We start from the raw sequence: 19,574 nt of genomic DNA on the forward strand, positions 1-19,574 counted from the left end.
AATCGCAGAAAGACCTTCAATACAATAAATAAGATCGTACTATTTTAATAAGATTATATCCATTAAGGTAAGGAATACAAGGGCCATTCTGCCTTCAATTCTTACAATTGACCGAAATTTAATCAGGAGGTGATCGAAGTATAAGAAAAGGGATCCCTTTCTTATGACTTCTACCCATTGGACATTCTATTTAATTTATTTCTAGTTGCCCTACTTATCGGACTGACTGCGTTCTTTGTAGCATCTGAATTTGCCATCGTAAAGGTAAGGAGTACCCGCATTGATCAGTTGGTCTCAGAAGGAAATCAAACCGCCGTTGCCGCAAAGAGAGTCATTACCCATTTGGACGAATACCTTTCTGCCTGTCAGTTGGGAATCACCATCACGTCTCTTGGATTGGGGTGGCTTGGCGAACCGACCATTGAAACACTTCTTCATCCTGTATTTGATCGAATTGAACTTAACGCGTCCATCACCAGCATCATATCATTCGCATTGGCGTTTTCTGTCATCACCTTTTTACATGTCGTAATAGGAGAATTGGCTCCAAAGACCTTCGCCATCCAAAAAGCCGAAAGAATCACATTATTATTTGCACGCCCACTGATTTGGTTTTATCGAATTGCTTATCCATTCATCTGGACTTTGAACAGTTCAGCCCGTGTGTTCACGGGGATGTTCGGTTTAAAACCCGCTTCGGAGCATGAAATTGCCCACTCTGAAGAAGAGCTCAGAATCATCCTTTCTGACAGTTACAAGAGCGGTGAAATCAACTCATCCGAATTCAAATACGTGAATAAAATATTTGAATTCGACGAGCGAATCGCGAAGGAAATCATGGTTCCCCGGACAAACATTGTAACTTTATCTGCAGAGTCCACTATTGACGAAGTCTTATCGGTCATTAAAGAAGAGCGCTACACGAGATATCCTGTCGTGGATGGGGATAAAGACAATATTCTTGGGATCGTGAATGTGAAGGAACTCTTAACGACACTCGTAAATCATAAAAACGAACATGAAGACGTATCTTCTTTCATCAAACCAGTCATTCGTGTCATAGAAACGATTCCCATTCAGGCTCTACTCGTCAAGTTACAAAAAGAACGTTCTCCTATGGCCATTCTCCTTGATGAATATGGCGGAACGGCCGGCCTCGTTACAGTCGAAGACATCATTGAAGAAATTGTCGGCGAAATCAGGGATGAATTTGATATCGACGAAATCCCTGAAGTTCAAAAGGTAAAAGAAGATCACTATATTTTCGATGCCGTCATGCTCATTGAAGATGTGAATGACCTTCTTGGCATTTCAATCGAGGAAGAGGAAGTGGATACAATCGGGGGCTGGTTCCTCACTCAGAAATATGAAGTTAAGCCGGAGGATAAGATCGAGGAACAAGGCTATTGCTTCAAAGTGAAAGAAATCGATGGGCACCATATTCAATACTTAGAAGTAACAAAAATGAATAGCATCCAAAACCAAAAGAACGTGTCGGATTGACGGCACGTTCTTTTTTTGTTGATTTTGAATTAGAAAACGGTGATAGATTTCCAAGAGTACGTTTTTCATAATTAAAATATGTCAGGATCGCTTATAACCACATTATTTTCTAAATGCTGAAGTAATCAATTATAGCTAAAGATACTATGCTCTTTTTTGGCTGATTTATGAAGAACCATGTAGCTCTGTCACCAAATACTCATTTAGAGGGTGAGGGGAACTGCGTAGACTCCTACGGAAAACGGGCGTGCCGAGACCCCGGACGCGGTTTTTGCTGAGGAGGCTCGGCCGAATGTCCGTGGAAAGCGAAGCAGTTCCCCTCACCCTCCAGCACACAATCAATGACAGAGCATTCGCAGTTTAAAGTCTGTGTACGAAATATCCATAACCATTGCGAAAAGAGCCTAATTCTAAGAATGCATGATTGACTTTTATGTTCCATCAACATTTAAACAATCGGACATTTTCCGTTCATACTTTGGCCATATTTGATGGATAAGCTATTAAAAGAAGAAAGGAAGCAGTTCATACAGGGGTTAAATAACAAAAGAGATTCCCCATAATATTTTAAATGAATAGGAGTAGAGGAGAATGAACTTTATTAAACGTGCCTTCTGGAGTGTAAAAGCACGAACGGGGAAAAGCATCTTGTTACTGATTGTACTGACTGTTATTTCCGTATTGGTACTGTCAGGAATCACAATCCAGACAGCAGCAGACCAATCGAGTATCCTGGCCCGTGAGAAATTGGGCGGTGAAGTGACTTTGACCGTGGACAGGGAAAAACTGATGGCCCAGCAGCAAAGTCAAGCTCAAAATGGGGAAAGGCCACGATTCCAATCAGTCCCCCTCCCACTTGATTCGGCAGAGGGGCTTACCGGCTCAGACTATGTGAAAGGCTATAATTATTATTCAACCACTTCTGCCCTTGCCAAAGACTTTACTGCAGTAGGTAGCGACGATACAACCGAAACGGATGAGCAGGGCGGCTTTGGTGGCGGCGGTAGAATGATGGCCGGTGATGTATCTGTTGAAGGGATCGTATTCTCGGATTCGACAAGCTCCTTCTTAAATGGGGATGCATCCATCGTGGAAGGGCGGCACCTGACAGAGGACGACCTGAATAAAGAAGTAACACTCATTGAGAAGAACCTCGCTTCAGAAAATGACTTGAAAGTCGGAGACACTATCACCATTTCAAACACGGATGATACAAAATCCACCGTTGAAATTGTGGGTATTTATGAAACCACTGCAGAAATGGATGAAAGAGCTCAAAACTTCGCCTTTTTAAATCCATCCAATCAGCTATTTGTCCCATATACCGTTGCTAATACATTAAAAGGAACGACTGATACAATCGATCGGGCAGTGTATTATATGAAGGATCCGGCAGATATCCCAGCCTTTATTTCAGAAGCAGAAAAAAGCTCATCCATTGATTTTGATCAATTTAAATTGGATGCAAATGACCAATTGTATCAACAAATGATGGGGCCAATTGAAAATGTAGCCTCATTCTCAAATAATGTTGTATTCCTTGTCACAATCGCGGGAGCCATTATATTAGGTCTGATTGTCATGATGACAATCAGGGAAAGGAAATATGAAATGGGTGTACTGCTTGCCATTGGTGAAAAGAAAGGGAAACTCGTCGGCCAGTTTCTGGTTGAGATATTGATTGTGGCCGTTTTGGCGATGGGGATCTCCACATTATCAGGAAACCTGGTGGCCAATCAGATTGGTGAGCAATTGCTTCAGCAGGAAATCACTCAATCGGAACAAGCAGCGGACACCCCTGCATCATTTCGCCGTATGCCGTTTCAGCCTTCCAACGTCCAGGATGTGGGTACATTAGATGAATTGTCGATTCATACGACTGGTGAAGACCTGATGAAATTATTCGGCATAGGGATGATCGTTGTTATATTCTCGACACTGATTCCGTCCTTGACGGTATTAAGACTCAACCCTAAAGCAATCTTAACGAAGCAGGATTAAGGAGGCTCACGATGAGTACAATATTACGTTTCGAAAATGTCAGTTACAGTTATAAGCACGAATCTAAACAACAACATATCTTAAAGAACGTGACCGCTGAATTTAAACGTGGGACCTTCTATACATGTGTCGGTCCATCGGGATCTGGAAAGACAACATTCCTATCACTTGCGAGTGCTCTGGATTCCCCCACTGAGGGACAGGTCCTCTTCGAAGGAAAAAACATACGTAAAATCGGTTTATCCACATTTCGCAATAAGCATGTTTCGATCGTCTTTCAATCCTATAATCTCCTGCCTTATATGACGGCATTACAAAATGTCTTAACCGCGATGGAGATTACTGGAACACAAGTCAAAAATAAAAAAGAATTTGCCTTGGAAATGCTTCAAAAGGTAGGGATCTCCGAGGAACAATCCCGTCAAAAAGTATTGACGCTCAGTGGAGGACAACAGCAAAGGGTATCCATCGCCAGAGCTCTTTCCTGTCAGTCAGAGCTCATTCTGGCAGATGAACCAACCGGTAACTTAGATGAGGATACCGCTCGTGGCATTGTCGACCTGTTCAGAAATCTTGCTCACAATGAAAACAAATGTGTCATCGTCGTCACCCATGACCAGGGACTGGCTCAAGCCTCGGACACAGTCATTTCCCTTTCAAAGGGGGGGCTCTCCTTTAAAGATCTGAGGGTAAAGGAAAAAACCATTTAATTTTCATTAACGCAGCAATATCTTCCCTTAACGGATTCTCTTTTCGAGATCAAAAAATGTGGATAATCGCATTTTGATCAGCAATGTCAAAAGCACTGCAAATCGCAGTGCTTTTACTATTTTTCTATTGAATGGCATTAGGAAAAGCTTTATTCAGCCATGCCACCCTAACGTTCATTCAATGGAGAAATATTAATAATTACTTACTATCATCATTAAAGTATCCATCAAATGTTTTTGTTAGAGGTAAGCAATTCGTCTAATTTCCTATTCAATTCTTTTGTCGTCCCTGTAACGGGTAATCTTGTTTCGGGAGATTTTATCAAGCCTTTTTTATATAGAACGTACTTTAACGGTGCTGGATTTGTTTCTTTAAATAACATAGATGTAATCGGATATAATTTTCTCCACACTTTCAATGCATCACTATGATTATTTTCTTGTACTTTATTAAAAACATCCAAGAAGTCTCTTGTGGCTAAATGAGAAGAGGCTAAAATCCCACCTGCACCACCTAAAAGTAAGTGGTGGTAATAAGAAGCATCTTCTCCTGTTAGATTAGAAAACCCTTCGATGGGATTCATAAGTAATTCTAGAGATTGTTTCAAGTTTCCACCTGAATCTTTTATTCCTATTATATTCTTGCATTTCGCTAATTCTTTTACAGTTTCATTCTCAATGTTCCGTCCTGTCCTATAAGGTACATTATAGATCATTATTTTTAAATTCGTTGCTTCTGAGATTTGTAAAAAATGATTGTAAATGCCATCTTGGCTTGGCAGATTGTAATAGGGTGAAACAGACAATATGCCATCTACTTTATATGCTTCAACTACTTTTAATTGTTTAATGACCTTTTTTGTGTAATTTCCCCCAACACCGACGAAAACAGGAATCCGTCCGTTAACCACTTCTAATGTTTTATCAAGAATTATTTCAAATTCATCTTCCTCAATCGCAGGACTTTCACCTGTTGTTGCTAATGGAATTAACCCTGAAATCCCTTGGTTTACATAGTGTTCAACTAATTTTGAATATGATAAAATATCGATCCTTCCATTGTGGAAAGGGGTTATAATCGGTAGCCAGACACCTTCAATTTTCAATACAAGCTCTCCCTTATATTGTTTTAATTATGTGGATTTTTCAATTAAATATATTCGTTTTATGCTCAGAATATCCTATAAAAAAATAGTGAATTCTTCAAAATAAGAAGTGCTTTCCCCCTTATCCTAAAGAATAAAACCTTTCATTCTTGGAAAAATAACTGCAAACAGTTATGAGAGGTGAATTATGACTAGCATCATCATTGGATTAATACTATTAATGGTCTTAGCGTATCTAGGCTGGTCGATCATCTGGATAGCTCCGTTAGTAGCAGGTTTAGTAGCGCTGATGAGCGGGCTTGACCTGCTGCCTGCCTACACGGACACCTATATGACCGGATTTGTGAACTTCGCGAAGGAATGGTTCCCTGTCTTCCTTTTCGGAGCCATCTTCGGAAAGTTGATGGAAGATGTTGGAGCTGCTCAATCCGTCGCATATAAAATCACCAACATCATCGGCAAAGACAGAGCCATCCTTGGTGTGCTGATTGCAGCTGCTGTATTGACTTATGGCGGTGTAAGCTTGTTCGTTGTAGTATTCGCGATTTATCCATTGGCAATCGCCATGTTCAGGGAAGCGGACATCACTCGAAAGCTTCTGCCTCCTACCTTTGTATTAGGGGCATTTACCTTTACGATGACAGCCATCCCGGGGACACCTCAGATCCAGAATCTGATCCCAATCGAGTATTTCAAAACTTCTCCTACCGCTGCTCCCATTATCGGGACAGTAGGTGGATTAATCATGGCGGTCGGTGGGTACTTCTATTTAAGATGGCGTCAAAAGCAATTCACAAGTAAGGGAGATGCTTTCACTGAGCCAAAGGGCGGAAATGACGTGAAGGAAATTAAAGAATCGGAGCTTCCGAACTTCTATCTATCATTTCTTCCACTCGTCATCGTCGTCGTTACACTGAATGTGTTTAAATGGAACATCCTGACCTCCCTTCTTGTAGGGATCCTTTCCATCTTGATCATTAATTTCAAGCATTATAAAAAGTTCATACCTGCAGTCAATGGCGGAGCAAAAGGCTCGGTTATGGCCGTGATCAATACAAGTGCAGCCGTTGGTTTCGGAGCTGTCGTAACGGCTGCGCCAGGTTTCAAGACATTGACGAAACTGATACTCGGCATTAAAGGGAATCCGGTGATCTCAGAAGCGATTGCCGTTCAGACATTAGCCGCTATTACAGGATCTGCATCAGGGGGGATGGGAATCGCATTGGAAGCATTGGGTGATAAATATTACGAGTTGTCCCAAACAAGCGGAATCAGTGCCGAAGCATTTCACAGAATCGCTTCCATCTCATCCGGAGCGTCAATCCTGCCTCATAATGGGGCCCTTTTGACCTTATTTGCCGTAACAGGATTAACGCACAAAGATTCATACCTGGACGTAGCAGTTGTCGGACTGATCATTCCGACCATTGCCGAGGTTGTTTCAATCATTCTAGCCAATATGGGAATTTATTAATTAGAGGAGGAATTGAAAATGGTCAATGATAAAGTAGTATTCATCACAGGTGCTGCACGAGGGATCGGATTCGAAATCGGAGAGCATTTCGCTCAGAATGGGGCAAAGGTCGTTTTATCCGATATCAACCAGGAAGGTCTGGATGAAGCTGTTGATGAACTGAAAGGCAGAGGGTTCGATTGCCTGGGTATCAAATGTGATGTAACAAGTGAAGATGAAGTGAAGGCGGGAATTGATAAGACTGTAGAACATTATGGCAGAATCGATGTCCTGATCAATAACGCAGGGCTGCAACATGTCGCTCCCATTGAAGATTTCCCCATTGAAAAGTTCGAGCTCTTAATCAAAATCATGCTGACGGCTCCATTCATTGCGACTAAATTTGCTTTTCCGCATATGAAAAAGCAAAAATTCGGTAGAATCATTAATATGGCTTCCATCAACGGTTTAATCGGGTTTGCAGGAAAAGCTGCTTACAATAGTGCAAAGCACGGTGTAATCGGCTTGACAAAAGTATCGGCTCTTGAGGGTGCCGAACATGGTATTACGGTAAATGCCATGTGTCCTGGATACGTAGATACGCCACTTGTCCGCAACCAACTGAAGGATATTTCGACGACCCGCGGTGTAGAGTTGGAAAAAGTATTAGAGGACGTCATTTATCCCCTCGTTCCACAAAAGCGTTTATTATCTGTTGAGGAAATTGCTGATTACACCATTTTCCTTTCAAGCGACAAAGCGAAAGGTGTAACAGGTCAAGCAGTTGTTTTGGATGGCGGATATACTGCCCAATAAAAATAAAAAAAATCGGATCAGGATCCTGATCCGATTTTTTTATTTCATATGTTCAGGGAATACATTGAGGTCCACTCCCCACACAATCGGCATGAAAAAGTAGATCAAAAGAGTGATGAACACAATACTTATGAGATTTAACCAAAGCCCCGCTTTGACCATGTCCCCCATCTTGATATAACCTGAACCAAATACAACAGCGTTTGGAGGCGTGGCAACGGGCAGCATGAAGGCACAGGACGCTGCAAGACCCGCGGCTACCATCATACTGTAAGGGTGAACGTTTAAAGCGGCTGCCAAGGCTGCCATGATTGGAAACATCATGGTGGCTGTGGCCGTATTGGACGTGATTTCCGTCAAGAAAATAACAAATGCCGTCACCGCTACAAGAATAATGATAAAGGAAATTCCCTCGAGAACCGTCAATTGCTTTCCAATCCATTCAGCCAGTCCAGTTTCTTTGAATCCCTTGGCAATGGCAAGGCCACCACCGAATAGAAGCAGGATGCCCCACGGAAGCTTCTTTGCATCTTCCCAATGAATCAGGCGGGACTGCTTTCGTCCAGGCAGCAGAAATAAAGTGAGCGCCCCCGTTATGGCGATAATCGTGTCGTCAAGGGAAGGAATCCATTGATTCAAGAGAAACGACCTTGTAATCCAACATATAGCAGTGGTTACAAAGACGGTCAGAACAAGCTTTTCTTCAAACGAAACGCTGCCGAGGGAGCGGTTTTCCTTCTCAACAATCTCCCTTCCTCCCGGCAACTCTTTTATTTTCAATGGAAATGCCACTTTAATGAGATACCACCATGTTACCATGAGAAGAATGGCTGCAAGTGGCACTCCGAACAGCATCCATTTAGCAAAGGAAAAGTCGATACCATATAGCTGTTTTAATACCGCAGCAAATATCGTGTTGGGTGGTGTCCCGATTAATGTCCCCAGCCCTCCTATCGATGCACTATAGGCTATACCCAGCATGATGACTTTACTGAAATGCCCTGTCCTCTTTGCTCCTTCCTGCTTTAAACTTTCATTCACCTGATAAATCACAGCAGTTCCAATTGGGAGCATCATCATGGCCGTTGCCGTGTTGGAAATCCACATAGAAAGGAATCCAGTAGCCAGCATAAACCCAAGGACGATCCTTTCAGTGCTTGTCCCGATCAATAAAATGATGTTCATGGCGATCCGCTTATGTAAATTCCACTTTTCCATGGCAATCGCAATGATGAATCCACCCATAAACAAAAAGATCGTCCCATCCCCATACGCGGACGTCACTTCCCCTCCCTTGAGTGCACCCGTAACAGGGAACAGAATGATCGGTAATAGGGACGTGGCCGGTATCGGGATCGCCTCCGTAATCCACCAGACTGCAATCCACACAGTTCCAGCAAGAACGGCAACCGCTTCTTTGGAAAGTCCTTCAGGAGAAAAAAAGAAGAAGATGAACAAAAATAATAAAGGACCTAAAAGAAATCCGATTTTTTTCCTTGGATCTGCTCCAGGTTCCGGCGTCCGATCTGCTTTCACCCCTCCTGAGACGTGGGTTGGCGTACTTCCTGTAGTGAAGAATTGGAAGGTATCCATCACATCCCGATGCCATCCCCAAAGCGTACCCCAAGCATGTTTCACCATTTGCATCCACTCATTCCCCCTTTACTTTTATTATTGGTCCATACCCTTTCATGAAAGCGTAATAAACAAAAACTCACCAAATTTGTCTTGTATTCTTTTCTTCTCTCCCCATTTCAAAAGGCTGCCTGAAAAATGGACCATTTTTTCATAAAATGTTTTGTTGTAAAATAATGTTAGATAGATACGACGATTCTATAAAAGGAGAAACGATGAAAATCTATTATCAAATCAGCTATTTTGTAATCGGACTACTTATTTTCAGTTATGGAATCAGTTTGTCAATTAAAGTGCGATACTTGGGTATTCATCCATGGGATGTGTTAAACATTGCATTGTTTGAGAAGTTCGGCTTAACCATTGGCACGTGGAATATCATTGTGGGGGTCACACTCATTGCAGGCACGCTTTTACTAAAAGGGAGATATATTCATATCGGCACCATCCTGAACGGGGTGTTGGTCGGCATGCTTGTGGATTTTTTTCTTTATTATAATCTACTGCCCCCCAAAACGGGTTTGATGACGGATCTTCTCATTCTACTATCTGCCATATTGATGATGGGGGTTGGAGGCGGATTATATTCGGCCGCTCATCTGGGCACCGGGCCTAGGGACGGATTTATGCTCACCATTTCGGATTTAACCGGCCTTACCATCAGCAGGGTACGGATCATTTGTGAGTGCACGGTATTATTGATTGGTTTATTCCTTTCAGGACCAGTCTTCATTTTCACATTTATCTACACGTTCATCCAAAGTCCCATCTTTCAAAAATCCTTTCTCTTTTTCACTGAAAGACTGCACTCCCGCTTTCCTGCCCGGAGCGATATCAGTATGTAAAAAGGACAAATTGCCAGAGGCAGTTTGTCCTGATCCGTTTATGACATCTCGCATGCGACTAATCCATACTGCCTTTCCTGATCCAATTTCTTAATGAATGTAAATAAGTGCTGCACCTGTTCATTATGAAGATCTCTCTTATAATAATCCTCGAGAACCGATAACATTTCCCCAGGGTACATCAAACAGGTATGACTTCCCCAATCGGTCTGCCGTCCCTCAATTTTTTTATAGTAAATGCCATCCAATAGCGAGAAAAAGAGTTCATACCCCTTAGGGAAAAACGGGCTGATCCGCTTGGGGTAATTATGATTCCAGTCGCCCCCTTCATAATGAAACGTTTGATCCGTTAAATCACCGATAAACACTTCCACATCCCCCATCCTATCTCCTCCTCGGATTAAGCTTGCCTTCTTTATAATGTATAAACCTGTCCTCTTTTTTTAGAACCTATTTTTCTTAAATAGAAAAGAGCCTCCTCCCGGTATACCACCTGAAGGACGACTCTGACTGTTCTTATAGATACTTACGCTGTACGCTCCTGCCATCATAGGTGAAGAGCATGTCACGGTTCTCCACATGAGTTTCAATATGGACCGGTCTTCCCCAAAGCTGGTGTAAGTAGGGTAATACCTTTTCCAAGTATTTAATATCAAGCTCAACATCCTCATACCAATGTTTAAGGTAAAGTTCACCACTCTTCATGTAATCCCCGTCATTTACGGTGATATAAGGGAAACCTCCATTCACCCGCATACCCACGAGTTGATCCCGAACATGGGTCCATTCCTTGTCGACAATTTTATAATCTTTCCCCTGCTTCTGGAACAGATACATATCTTCCCGCATCACCAGGTCCTTTGTCAGGTAGTTCCGCAAGAAGGAAATATCCGATTCGATCTCACGGACTTCAAACATTTTTTCCCTGCCGGAATTCGGTTTCACTCCCCGTTTCTTCATTTCTTCCGTAGGGTTATCGAAACGCTCCTCTATGTCTTCAAAAACTTTCAGACCAAGATAATATGGATTGATTTGAGTTCGGGACGGCTGTACGACACCTGCATTCAGTTTCGCAAACTCAATCGACTCACCGCTTGTCAGGTCCATTTCACGGATGATTCTTTGATGCCAATACGAGGCCCAGCCTTCATTCATGATCTTCGTTTCAAGCTGAGGCCAGAAATAGAGCATCTCTTCCCGCATCATGGTCAATATATCCCTTTGCCAATCTGATAGTTCCCTGCTGTACTGCTCGATGAAGAGGAGGATATCCTTTTCTGGCTGCGGCGGAAACTTCTTCTTCACCTTCTTCTTTTCCCTGCTCTTTGGCTTTTCGTCCAATGACCACAGATCATCATACGGGGATGCATGACTCGTTTCTTCTTCCTCCCACTCCACATCATCCATTGTCCACGACAGCTTCGGCCTCATGAGAGAAGGATCGATATGTTCATCCACAGCAAGAACAGCATCGAGGAAATTCTCGACTTCCCGCTTCCCATGCTCAATCTCATATCTTCTTACCCGTTCTGCTGTTGCCGCCATGCTCTCTACCATATCACGTTTCGTATTCTGAAAACGCACGTTATTCTTAAAGAAATCACAATGAGCCAATACGTGAGCTACGATCAGCTTATTTTGAATCAGTGAATTCGAATCCAGCAAAAACGCATAACACGGATCCGAATTGATCACGAGCTCATAAATCTTACTCAATCCCAAGTCATATTGAAGCTTCATCTTATGGAACTGCTTCCCAAAACTCCAGTGAGAAAACCTGGTCGGCATCCCATAAGCACCAAATGTATAAATAATATCAGCAGGACAAATCTCATAACGCATAGGATAAAAATCAAGACCAAACCCGGCTGCAATCTCCGTAATTTCCCCTATCGCATTCTGTAACTGCTTCTGTTCCTCTAAATTCATTTTCATCCCCCTCTTTATACTCTTATCTAAATGTATGAAGAGAAAAAGGATTTGATGAAAAGAAAAGCGGAAGGGCTTTGGGAGAGGCGACAAGCATAAGGCGAGGTGGCATGAAGGTGTGCCTTTTCACCTTCTTGACAGCTTGTCTTATGACCTCGAGCCTCTAAGCCCTGGAGCTGGACAATAGAAAAGCGGAGGCGGGTTGGGCAGGCCCGACAAGCATAAGACGAGTAACCCGGAAAGGCGTCTTTTGCCTTTTTGGGTTACTTGGCTTATGACCTCGAGACCCAAGCCCCTGGAGCTGGACAATTAGAAAAGCGGAAGGGCTTTGGGAGAGGCGACAAGCATAAGGCGAGGTGGCATGAAGGTGTGCCTTTTCACCTTCTTGACAGCTTGACTTATGACCTCGAGCCTCTAAGCCCTGGAGCTGGACAATAGAAAAGCGGAGCCGGGTTGGGCAGGTCCGACAAGCATAAGCCATGTGTAAACCAAAAAAGCCTGTTCCCCATTTTAGAGGAACAGCCTTAATGAAATTTACGCCTTTATATTCTTTTGCATAACCCTCACAGGAATGAGCGTACTGAGCAGCAGGAGGGCAGATAGTGAGAAGATCACTGAAATGTGGAGCACTTCCAGAAGCAGTCCGACTCCCACCGACGACAAACCGAACAGAAGGGTCGTTAATGCTCCTTGAGCTGCATAGATCTTCCCCAGTTCCTGCGGTGGTGCTGTCTCCTGCAAATACGTTTGAAGCACCACATTTTTTATTTGATCAAACACCCCGAACAGAAAGGACAAGACGAGTGCCAAGAAGGCTATCTTGTTCCACGCAAAGATTATTGTGACAGCGGAAGTGATCAACATACAGACTGGCAGCCATTTATCTCGATGATTCGAAAAGATGGTATGAAGCTTAAAGATGGCGTAGGAGGCCAGGACCAATCCGATAAAGAAACTGGAATTAATGAACCCCCACCACTCTTCACCGCGTTCGAGCTTCAAATCCACATACAAATACAGTACAGCCGCAATCCAGACGGTTCCTGATATTGACTCCAGTCCATAAATCCAAAAAACCGGAACCAGACCCTTGCGTCGTTTCACTTCCGACCAACCTTCCCCAAGCTGTTGCCACCAAACCTTGCGAACTTCCAAAGTAGTCATCGGTATGACCGGTAGCTTCAACATAAAAAAAGTACTAGCCAGAAACAATACAATCACTGCAATGAAAAGATTCGTTTCATTCAAGAGCGCTAATAGGATTCCCCCCAGAGCCCAGCTTGAAAATTGAATGGTCTGATCGACAGTGGAAAGGAATCCATTGGCCCCCATCAACTCCTCCCGCTTCACTAGATACGGGACATAAGAATTTCTGGCAGGCAGTGCCCAACCATCCAAAAAAGAAATGATCCCGGCACACCCAAGATAGACCCACACGTTCCCCATATTGACAACCATCACTAAAAGGAATGTACACAGAAAAAAAGTTTTTCCCATTTGAGAGTAAGCGATCAAACTTCTCATCTGGAATCGATTCAACAAAAGCGGCGCTGCCATACTACTGATAAACCTGGAAAAAGTGATCACCAAAGGAACAGCCGTCATGTAAACAGCGGATCCTGTAAGATTATATACGAGAGAGATCAATCCTACGATATAGAATACATCTCCCATATTGGCCAACGCCTGACCAAACCACAGATTCCTGAATGCATTGGAATGCATGTCTCTCCCTCCCTTTATTCAATTTATAGATAGGTAAGAAAAGATCAGCATCACATCGGAACAAAGATCCCCTTTCAGAATCAAAACGTATTATGTATAGGTTTATTTTAGCAAATTGGTGCTTTTTTTGCAGATATCAATTTAAATTATTATTTAGGCAGTTTTAGGTACTGAATTATGATGAAAAGTAACGCTTACTATTATACACCATACAGTATTCACACGAGTTTTGTTACACTTTCGATGTTGATTGGGCCACTTTCTCCAATTATTGGGCCACTTTAATGAAAAATTGTGCCAAATTGTGAAAACTACCCAGTTTCCGTTTGAAAATACCTTTCCGAACAAAAAAAAGCCTTCTATCAAAGAAGACTTCATCTGCTCAAATTATTCCTTCACGGAAATATTCAGCACCTTTTCATTGTCGAGATTGTGGACCACTATGACAACGACTTTCTTATCGGCACCATTTTCCTGAACTGTAAATTCAAATGCGTCCGATACTTTGTTCTCTGTCATTTTTTTACGCCCCTGGTACTGATAATCCTTCACAGGCTGGCCTGGATAGTCCTCTTTGATGACGGCCGTTGCGATTCGCCCAAACTTCTGATAATCGACAGGCTCTGCGTTTGCATGATTTGTTAGCAGTAGAAAAAATACAGTTAAAAAGATCACCATTGATTTCTTCATTTTCATCACCTCTGTTTACGTTTCATTACATAGGATGAATTAAATATGTTTTTTTATTCACCCAATACAAGGAAATCAAGCATTTGCAACAGTACCAACTTTTTCAGAGAAATAAAAACGGTTTTCTCCACACAATAGGAGTACCCCTTCAGAAGGAGGGAAACCAAGTGAACAAAGTCGATTACGATCGGGCCTTGTACTACACTCATCGATCAGAATGGGATAACCTGTTGATCCTCATGGTGAGAACGAAGGATGACCTTCTTTCAAAAAGAATTGAACAATTCTTACATGCGTATCATTTTTCAAATGATTACACGGTTGTAGAGCGTAATCTCTATACGCTTTTACGATATATTGAACATGCAAACTTCACCTATAGTGTCGAGCAACCACTTGAGGAAACCTTTGCAGAGATGTAGTAAAAAGAGAATTCCACCTACGGCTGATCCAATTAGTATGCGCTATTGGATCAGCTTTTATTATTTTGAATAGCATCACATGATACAAAACTAAACCTAACAAAAAAAAAAACGGCAACGATGCCGTTTTTTTTTAAGACGAAATTTCACTTTTCACAAGTTCTGCTGCTTTCACATACACTTTAAGTTCCTTCATTAGGTCATCAACCAATTTAGCAGGTTCTTCTAATAGTCCGTCCCCTTCATAATCAAAGCAGTGTGGATCGAGGACCAACTGTTTTGGAATGACATTTGCATACACTCCGCGACCGACGATACGAAGGTTGTTCAAACAGTTGATTCCACCTTTTCCTCCACCGGCACAAGCAAGGAGAGCAACAGGTTTATGTGCGAATTGCTCACTGCTTAAGAAATCGAGTGCGTTCTTGAGTGCCCCACTCATACCACTGTGATATTCAGGGGAAGCTAAAATGACCGCGTCCGCATCCTTCACTTTTTGCTTAAATGATTTAACCACCTCAAGTTCGGATTGTTCCTGTTCCCCGGTGTACAAAGGGAGTGTACCTGCACTTAAATCAATGAGACCACAGGTATACGTTCGTGCAATGAATCTTGAAGCAATACCGGTACGTCCACGTTTTCTCGGGCTTCCGTTTATAATGACAATATTCATAATAAAAAATCCTTTCCCATTCAATTTGACGTCAGCTTGTGTTTCACAGCATACAGAGCCGCTTGTGTCCGATCAGCTACTTCCAGCTTGGAGAAAATGTTCGAGATATGGGTCTTGACCGTTTTTTCCGTAATATAGAGACTGGAAGCAATTTCTTTATTACTCTTCCCTTTCGTAAGCTCAATCAAAACATCCTTCTCCCGCCTGGTCAGTTCATGTATTTTATGTGGAGGCTCCTGTTTTGATATTCTCGTCAGTAAATGATTGGTCGCTTTCGGGTGAAGAGAGTTTTCACCTGATAAAAGTTTTCGGATACTGTTTACCAATTCATCAGGTTCAATATCCTTTAGTTGATATCCTGCCGCTCCAGCTTCTATAGCAGGAATCACATGATTCTGATCCGAGAAGCTCGTCAGCATCAAAATTTGAATACAGGGATGATTCTTTTTTATTTCCCTTGTCGCCTCAATCCCGTCCATCACCGGCATCATCAAATCCATCAATATGATGTCTGGTTTCAGGTCTGAAGCCATCCGGACAGCTTCTGATCCATTCTTCGCTTCTCCAACAATGTCCAGGTCTTTTTGGGTTTTCAGAAAGAAGACCAACCCCCTGCGGACGACATGATGATCATCTGCTATCAAGACTCTAATCATGGACCGACACCTCCTAATACGGTATTTGAACTGAAATGATTGTACCCTTTCCAAGCTGACTGTCGATACAAAATGTACCTCCGATGCTTTCCACTCGATCCCTCATGCTTTGAATCCCCACTGATGGAAGGGATTTTTGTCCATCATACTGAAATCCGTACCCTGAATCTTTGATTGACAGATGTATGGATTGTAATCCGCTTTTCAATGTGTAGAGGATTTTTTTCTCACCGGAATGTTTTTTACAATTATTTAGTGCTTCCTGACTGACGCGCCATAACACTTCTTCTATTTTAGAGCTTAAGGAAATGACTCCTTCTACTTTCGTATCCAAGGTCAATCCAAGCATTTCTGCATACCCTTTCGCTGCCTCGACAACGCCATTTTCCAATCCATGAGGTCTCAGTTGCCAGATGAGTGCCCTCATTTCAGATAGTGCTTCCTGCGCAAGTCCTTGAATCGTTTTAAAGGTAGCTTTTTCATCCTCTGCCTCAGCCATCTCAGCCCCTCCCCTTGCCGTTAATGTAAGGGAAAACAGCAATTGATTGACCGAGTCATGAAGGTCCCTTGCCAACCGGTTCCTCTCCCCAATCAACGCAACTTCCTGCTCCTTCTTTGTCAAGAGAATGCGTTTAATGGCAGACCCGATTTGGAAGGCGACCGATTCAAGAAGAGCCAGTTCGTCCTTAGAAAAATGAGTTTTCTCCGGTGCGGCCACATTCAGCAATCCGAAGGACTCGTTTCCGGATTGAAGGGGGACCGTCGCATGATAGGTGATATCTTCTGTTGCGCCTCTGTTCTCTTCAATGGCCTGCTCGATCCGTTGACATTCAATGATATTGGATGCTTTGGTGAGCTTCCCTTTTCGAAAGCGGTTCACACACCAGCAGCCTCCCGTTCTCATCAGCTCACATTTACGGTCTGAGAGAGATGCAGGAAGATTTTCATACGATACAAGCTCATGGCTTCCTTCCTTTTCAATGAAAAAGATCCATCCGGTGGTGAAGCTTGAGCCCCTGATCAGCTTCTTCAATGCACCTGAAAGCATGGAAGAAAGCTCTGTCTCATCATTCAACAATTCGGCTATCTCTTTCAAAAGCTCGATATTTGAAAGGGATTCCTGATTCATGTTCATCGTCCTTTCCAATCCTTCAGTATTATTATATTGCTTTCCGAGTGAAACCGGGATTATCAAAAAGAATGAAACTCTCTACGACCTTTGACGGAAAACATACGTTCCATTTCACTTTAAAAAAACAAGAGATGCTAGAAAACACATCTCTTGTTCTTAAAATGCAACTCTTTAGGCTGGTCAAACTGATAAGTATCGTTTATTTTCCTTCAGCCTTCGTACCCCGTATTATGCTTTTCCTGCAGATGAACTGATCATCGTTTCCACTTTCGACATGATCGCTTCCTGGAGCGACTGTAACTTCTGATCACTGTCACCCTGTGTTTCTCCAATCACGCTGAAATAAAACTTAATCTTCGGTTCTGTTCCGGATGGACGCAGGCAAATCCAAGATCCGTCTTCAAGGAAATATTTCAATACATTCGAAGAAGGAAGTTGAATGGAAGTCTCAACACCTGAGACTAAATCCACTTTCCTGCTTACTTTATAGTCCTCCGATGACACAACACGTAATCCGGCGACTTCTTGCATCGGTTCGTTTCTGAATTCCTTCAGGATTCCCTGAATTTGTTCAGCTCCTTCTTTGCCTTTCAGGGTCAGACTCTTAAGTCCTTCCTGATAATAACCGTGCTGTTCAAATAACTCATGCAATACATCGTAGAGCGTTTTTCCTTCTTTTTTATAATATGCGGCTGCTTCTGCTGCCATCAATACGGCTTGAATCGCATCCTTATCACGGGCAAAGTCGCCTATCAAGTAACCATAGCTTTCTTCATAGCCGAATAAGAATGAATATTCGCCTGTTTCTTCATACTTTTTGATTTTTTCACCGATGAATTTAAAGCCTGTCAGCACATCTTCCACTGATGCTCCGTAATGTTCAGCAACTTTGCGGCCTAATTCAGATGTAACGATGGTCTTAAATACACGTCCATTATCAGGTATCATGTTCTTTTCCTGTTTGCGTGCAAGGATATAGTCAAGCAGGATGGCACCCGTCTGGTTTCCGGTAAGAAGGATATACTCGCCTGTTTCACCTTTAACGGCTACGCCTAAACGGTCTGCATCGGGATCCGTCGCAATCAGAATATCTGCGTCGATTTCCTTCCCGTCACGGATGGCATATTCAAAGGCCGCTTTATCTTCAGGGTTCGGGGACTTTACTGTCGTAAATTCAGGATCCGGTACTGCCTGTTCCTTTACGATGTGAACCTGCTCATATCCTAATGCTTTCAGGCCTTTTTCCGCCATATTCAAAGCTGTTCCGTGCAGTGGTGAGAATACAATTCTAAGATCGGTTTCTTTGGCAATCTGCGGCTTTTCAGAGATCGAAATCAAATGCTCAAGGTAGGATTGATCGATTTCTTCCCCGATCATTTTAATGAGACCGGCTGACTTTAACTCTTCTTCCGTTTTCACATGGATTTCCAGTTCATTTTCGACGGCATTCACTTTCCCGATCACTTCATCCGCTACATGCGGTGGAAGTTGGGCACCATCTTCTCCGTATACCTTATATCCATTATATTCCGGCGGGTTATGGCTTGCCGTTACCACTATGCCTGAGTAAGCCTTTAACTGCCTAAGGGCAAAAGAAAGCTCTGGTGTCGGCTTCAATTCATCAAAGACATAGGTTTGAATTCCGTGTGTTGCCAAGGTTTTCGCTGATTCCATAGCGAATTCAGGTGATTTATAACGGGAATCGTAAGCGATTACAACACCGCGATTTTTTGCCTCCTGTCCTTGCTCTTCTATGTATCGTGCTAATCCTTCAGAGGCTTTTCTGACTGTATAAATGTTCATTCGATTGGTTCCGGGACCGATTTCTCCCCTCATTCCACCAGTACCGAATTCAAGATTTTTATAGAACGCGTCTTCTAAGGACTTATCGTCCCCTTTCATTGTCTCTAAAAGCTCTTTGATTTCTTCATCCAGATGCGGGTAGCTGCTCCACTTTTGCCAAGATGTTTTCCAACTCAAAACGATCCCCTCCTAATGCTGTATAATATTGAATTCTATCATATATTGTAGAATTCCTTCTAAAACAATCCGTCACATGTCGACAAGATTCTTTCAATCCTTATTTTAGCATAGTTTTTTTAATTAGAAATTGCCTTTTTATCTATAACAAAAAGACTACTCAGACACCGCTGTTGATTTCCGTGCAAGACTTCGCTTTCCTCGGGCGGAAGGCGAGCCTCCTCGTCGCTGTCGCTCCTGCGGGGTCTCACCTATTCCGCTTTTCCCGCAGGAGTCTTCGCCTTACACTCCAATCAAC

At 42.8% G+C, this 19,574-nt stretch carries 17 protein-coding genes; 7 read left to right on the top strand and 10 right to left on the bottom strand.

Going from position 1 to position 19,574, the window contains the following annotated elements; translation table 11 throughout:
* The first annotated feature begins 177 nt into the window (after positions 1 to 177).
* The 3 genes from LCL96_RS12065 to LCL96_RS12075 all read left to right on the top strand — a co-directional run bounded on the left by LCL96_RS12065 (position 178) and on the right by LCL96_RS12075 (position 4,214).
* On the top strand, positions 178 to 1,503 hold the full coding sequence (locus LCL96_RS12065) for a hemolysin family protein (RefSeq protein ID WP_224941727.1): 1,326 nt from the start codon (positions 178 to 180) through the stop codon (positions 1,501 to 1,503).
* Positions 1,504 to 2,094: 591 nt separating this feature from the next.
* Complete coding sequence (locus LCL96_RS12070; RefSeq protein WP_224941728.1) at positions 2,095 to 3,504, top strand: ABC transporter permease; 1,410 nt, start codon at positions 2,095 to 2,097, stop codon at positions 3,502 to 3,504.
* Positions 3,505 to 3,515: 11 nt separating this feature from the next.
* Entirely contained in the window at positions 3,516 to 4,214 is a 699-nt protein-coding gene (locus tag LCL96_RS12075; protein WP_224941729.1) for an ABC transporter ATP-binding protein, read from the top strand.
* Between the two features lie 227 nt (positions 4,215 to 4,441).
* On the opposite strand, the gene dapA is transcribed toward LCL96_RS12075, so the two are convergent.
* The gene (dapA, locus tag LCL96_RS12080) at positions 4,442 to 5,320 is read right to left on the bottom strand and encodes a 4-hydroxy-tetrahydrodipicolinate synthase (protein WP_224941730.1); all 879 of its coding nucleotides are present in this window, start codon (positions 5,318 to 5,320) and stop codon (positions 4,442 to 4,444) included.
* A 187-nt stretch (positions 5,321 to 5,507) separates the two neighbouring features.
* Between dapA and LCL96_RS12085 the strand changes: the two genes are divergently transcribed.
* Both LCL96_RS12085 and LCL96_RS12090 read left to right on the top strand, forming a co-directional pair.
* Positions 5,508 to 6,794 carry a GntP family permease gene (locus tag LCL96_RS12085; RefSeq protein WP_224941731.1) on the top strand — a complete coding sequence of 429 codons (1,287 nt, stop codon included), beginning with the start codon at positions 5,508 to 5,510 and terminating at the stop codon, positions 6,792 to 6,794.
* A gap of 18 nt (positions 6,795 to 6,812) precedes the next feature.
* Entirely contained in the window at positions 6,813 to 7,589 is a 777-nt protein-coding gene (locus tag LCL96_RS12090; RefSeq protein WP_224941732.1) for a 3-hydroxybutyrate dehydrogenase, read from the top strand.
* A gap of 39 nt (positions 7,590 to 7,628) precedes the next feature.
* Here LCL96_RS12090 and LCL96_RS12095 read toward each other — a convergent pair whose 3' ends face one another.
* Positions 7,629 to 9,230, bottom strand: a complete 1,602-nt coding sequence (locus LCL96_RS12095; RefSeq protein ID WP_224941820.1) for an SLC13 family permease — start codon at positions 9,228 to 9,230, stop codon at positions 7,629 to 7,631.
* Positions 9,231 to 9,439: 209 nt separating this feature from the next.
* On the opposite strand from LCL96_RS12095, the gene LCL96_RS12100 reads away from it, so the two are divergent.
* Complete coding sequence (locus LCL96_RS12100; protein WP_224941733.1) at positions 9,440 to 10,069, top strand: YczE/YyaS/YitT family protein; 630 nt, start codon at positions 9,440 to 9,442, stop codon at positions 10,067 to 10,069.
* 38 nt (positions 10,070 to 10,107) lie between these two features.
* Here LCL96_RS12100 and LCL96_RS12105 read toward each other — a convergent pair whose 3' ends face one another.
* The 4 genes from LCL96_RS12105 to LCL96_RS12120 form a co-directional block, all read right to left on the bottom strand.
* Positions 10,108 to 10,452 (bottom strand): hypothetical protein, encoded by a 345-nt coding sequence (locus LCL96_RS12105; protein WP_224941734.1) that lies wholly within the window; start codon positions 10,450 to 10,452, stop codon positions 10,108 to 10,110.
* A gap of 133 nt (positions 10,453 to 10,585) precedes the next feature.
* Positions 10,586 to 11,998 carry a SpoVR family protein gene (locus tag LCL96_RS12110; protein ID WP_224941735.1) on the bottom strand — a complete coding sequence of 471 codons (1,413 nt, stop codon included), beginning with the start codon at positions 11,996 to 11,998 and terminating at the stop codon, positions 10,586 to 10,588.
* A 534-nt stretch (positions 11,999 to 12,532) separates the two neighbouring features.
* Positions 12,533 to 13,723 (bottom strand): MFS transporter, encoded by a 1,191-nt coding sequence (locus LCL96_RS12115; RefSeq protein ID WP_224941736.1) that lies wholly within the window; start codon positions 13,721 to 13,723, stop codon positions 12,533 to 12,535.
* Between the two features lie 387 nt (positions 13,724 to 14,110).
* On the bottom strand, positions 14,111 to 14,413 hold the full coding sequence (locus LCL96_RS12120) for a DUF3889 domain-containing protein (RefSeq protein ID WP_224941737.1): 303 nt from the start codon (positions 14,411 to 14,413) through the stop codon (positions 14,111 to 14,113).
* Positions 14,414 to 14,580: 167 nt separating this feature from the next.
* Here LCL96_RS12120 and LCL96_RS12125 point away from each other — a divergent pair, with 167 nt between their 5' ends.
* Positions 14,581 to 14,835 (top strand): YhdB family protein, encoded by a 255-nt coding sequence (locus tag LCL96_RS12125; RefSeq protein ID WP_224941738.1) that lies wholly within the window; start codon positions 14,581 to 14,583, stop codon positions 14,833 to 14,835.
* A 133-nt stretch (positions 14,836 to 14,968) separates the two neighbouring features.
* Here LCL96_RS12125 and LCL96_RS12130 read toward each other — a convergent pair whose 3' ends face one another.
* The 4 genes from LCL96_RS12130 to LCL96_RS12145 form a co-directional block, all read right to left on the bottom strand.
* Positions 14,969 to 15,508, bottom strand: a complete 540-nt coding sequence (locus LCL96_RS12130) for an NADPH-dependent FMN reductase (protein ID WP_224941739.1) — start codon at positions 15,506 to 15,508, stop codon at positions 14,969 to 14,971.
* 20 nt (positions 15,509 to 15,528) lie between these two features.
* Complete coding sequence (locus LCL96_RS12135; protein WP_224941740.1) at positions 15,529 to 16,164, bottom strand: response regulator; 636 nt, start codon at positions 16,162 to 16,164, stop codon at positions 15,529 to 15,531.
* Between the two features lie 13 nt (positions 16,165 to 16,177).
* Entirely contained in the window at positions 16,178 to 17,293 is a 1,116-nt protein-coding gene (locus LCL96_RS12140; protein WP_224941741.1) for a GAF domain-containing sensor histidine kinase, read from the bottom strand.
* A gap of 231 nt (positions 17,294 to 17,524) precedes the next feature.
* Positions 17,525 to 19,276 (bottom strand): phospho-sugar mutase, encoded by a 1,752-nt coding sequence (locus tag LCL96_RS12145; RefSeq protein ID WP_224941742.1) that lies wholly within the window; start codon positions 19,274 to 19,276, stop codon positions 17,525 to 17,527.
* Positions 19,277 to 19,574: the final 298 nt, after the last annotated feature.

The sequence above is a fragment of the Rossellomorea aquimaris genome, assembly GCF_020172085.1.
In the GTDB taxonomy this organism is placed as follows: Bacteria; Bacillota; Bacilli; order Bacillales; family Bacillaceae_B; genus Rossellomorea; species Rossellomorea aquimaris_E.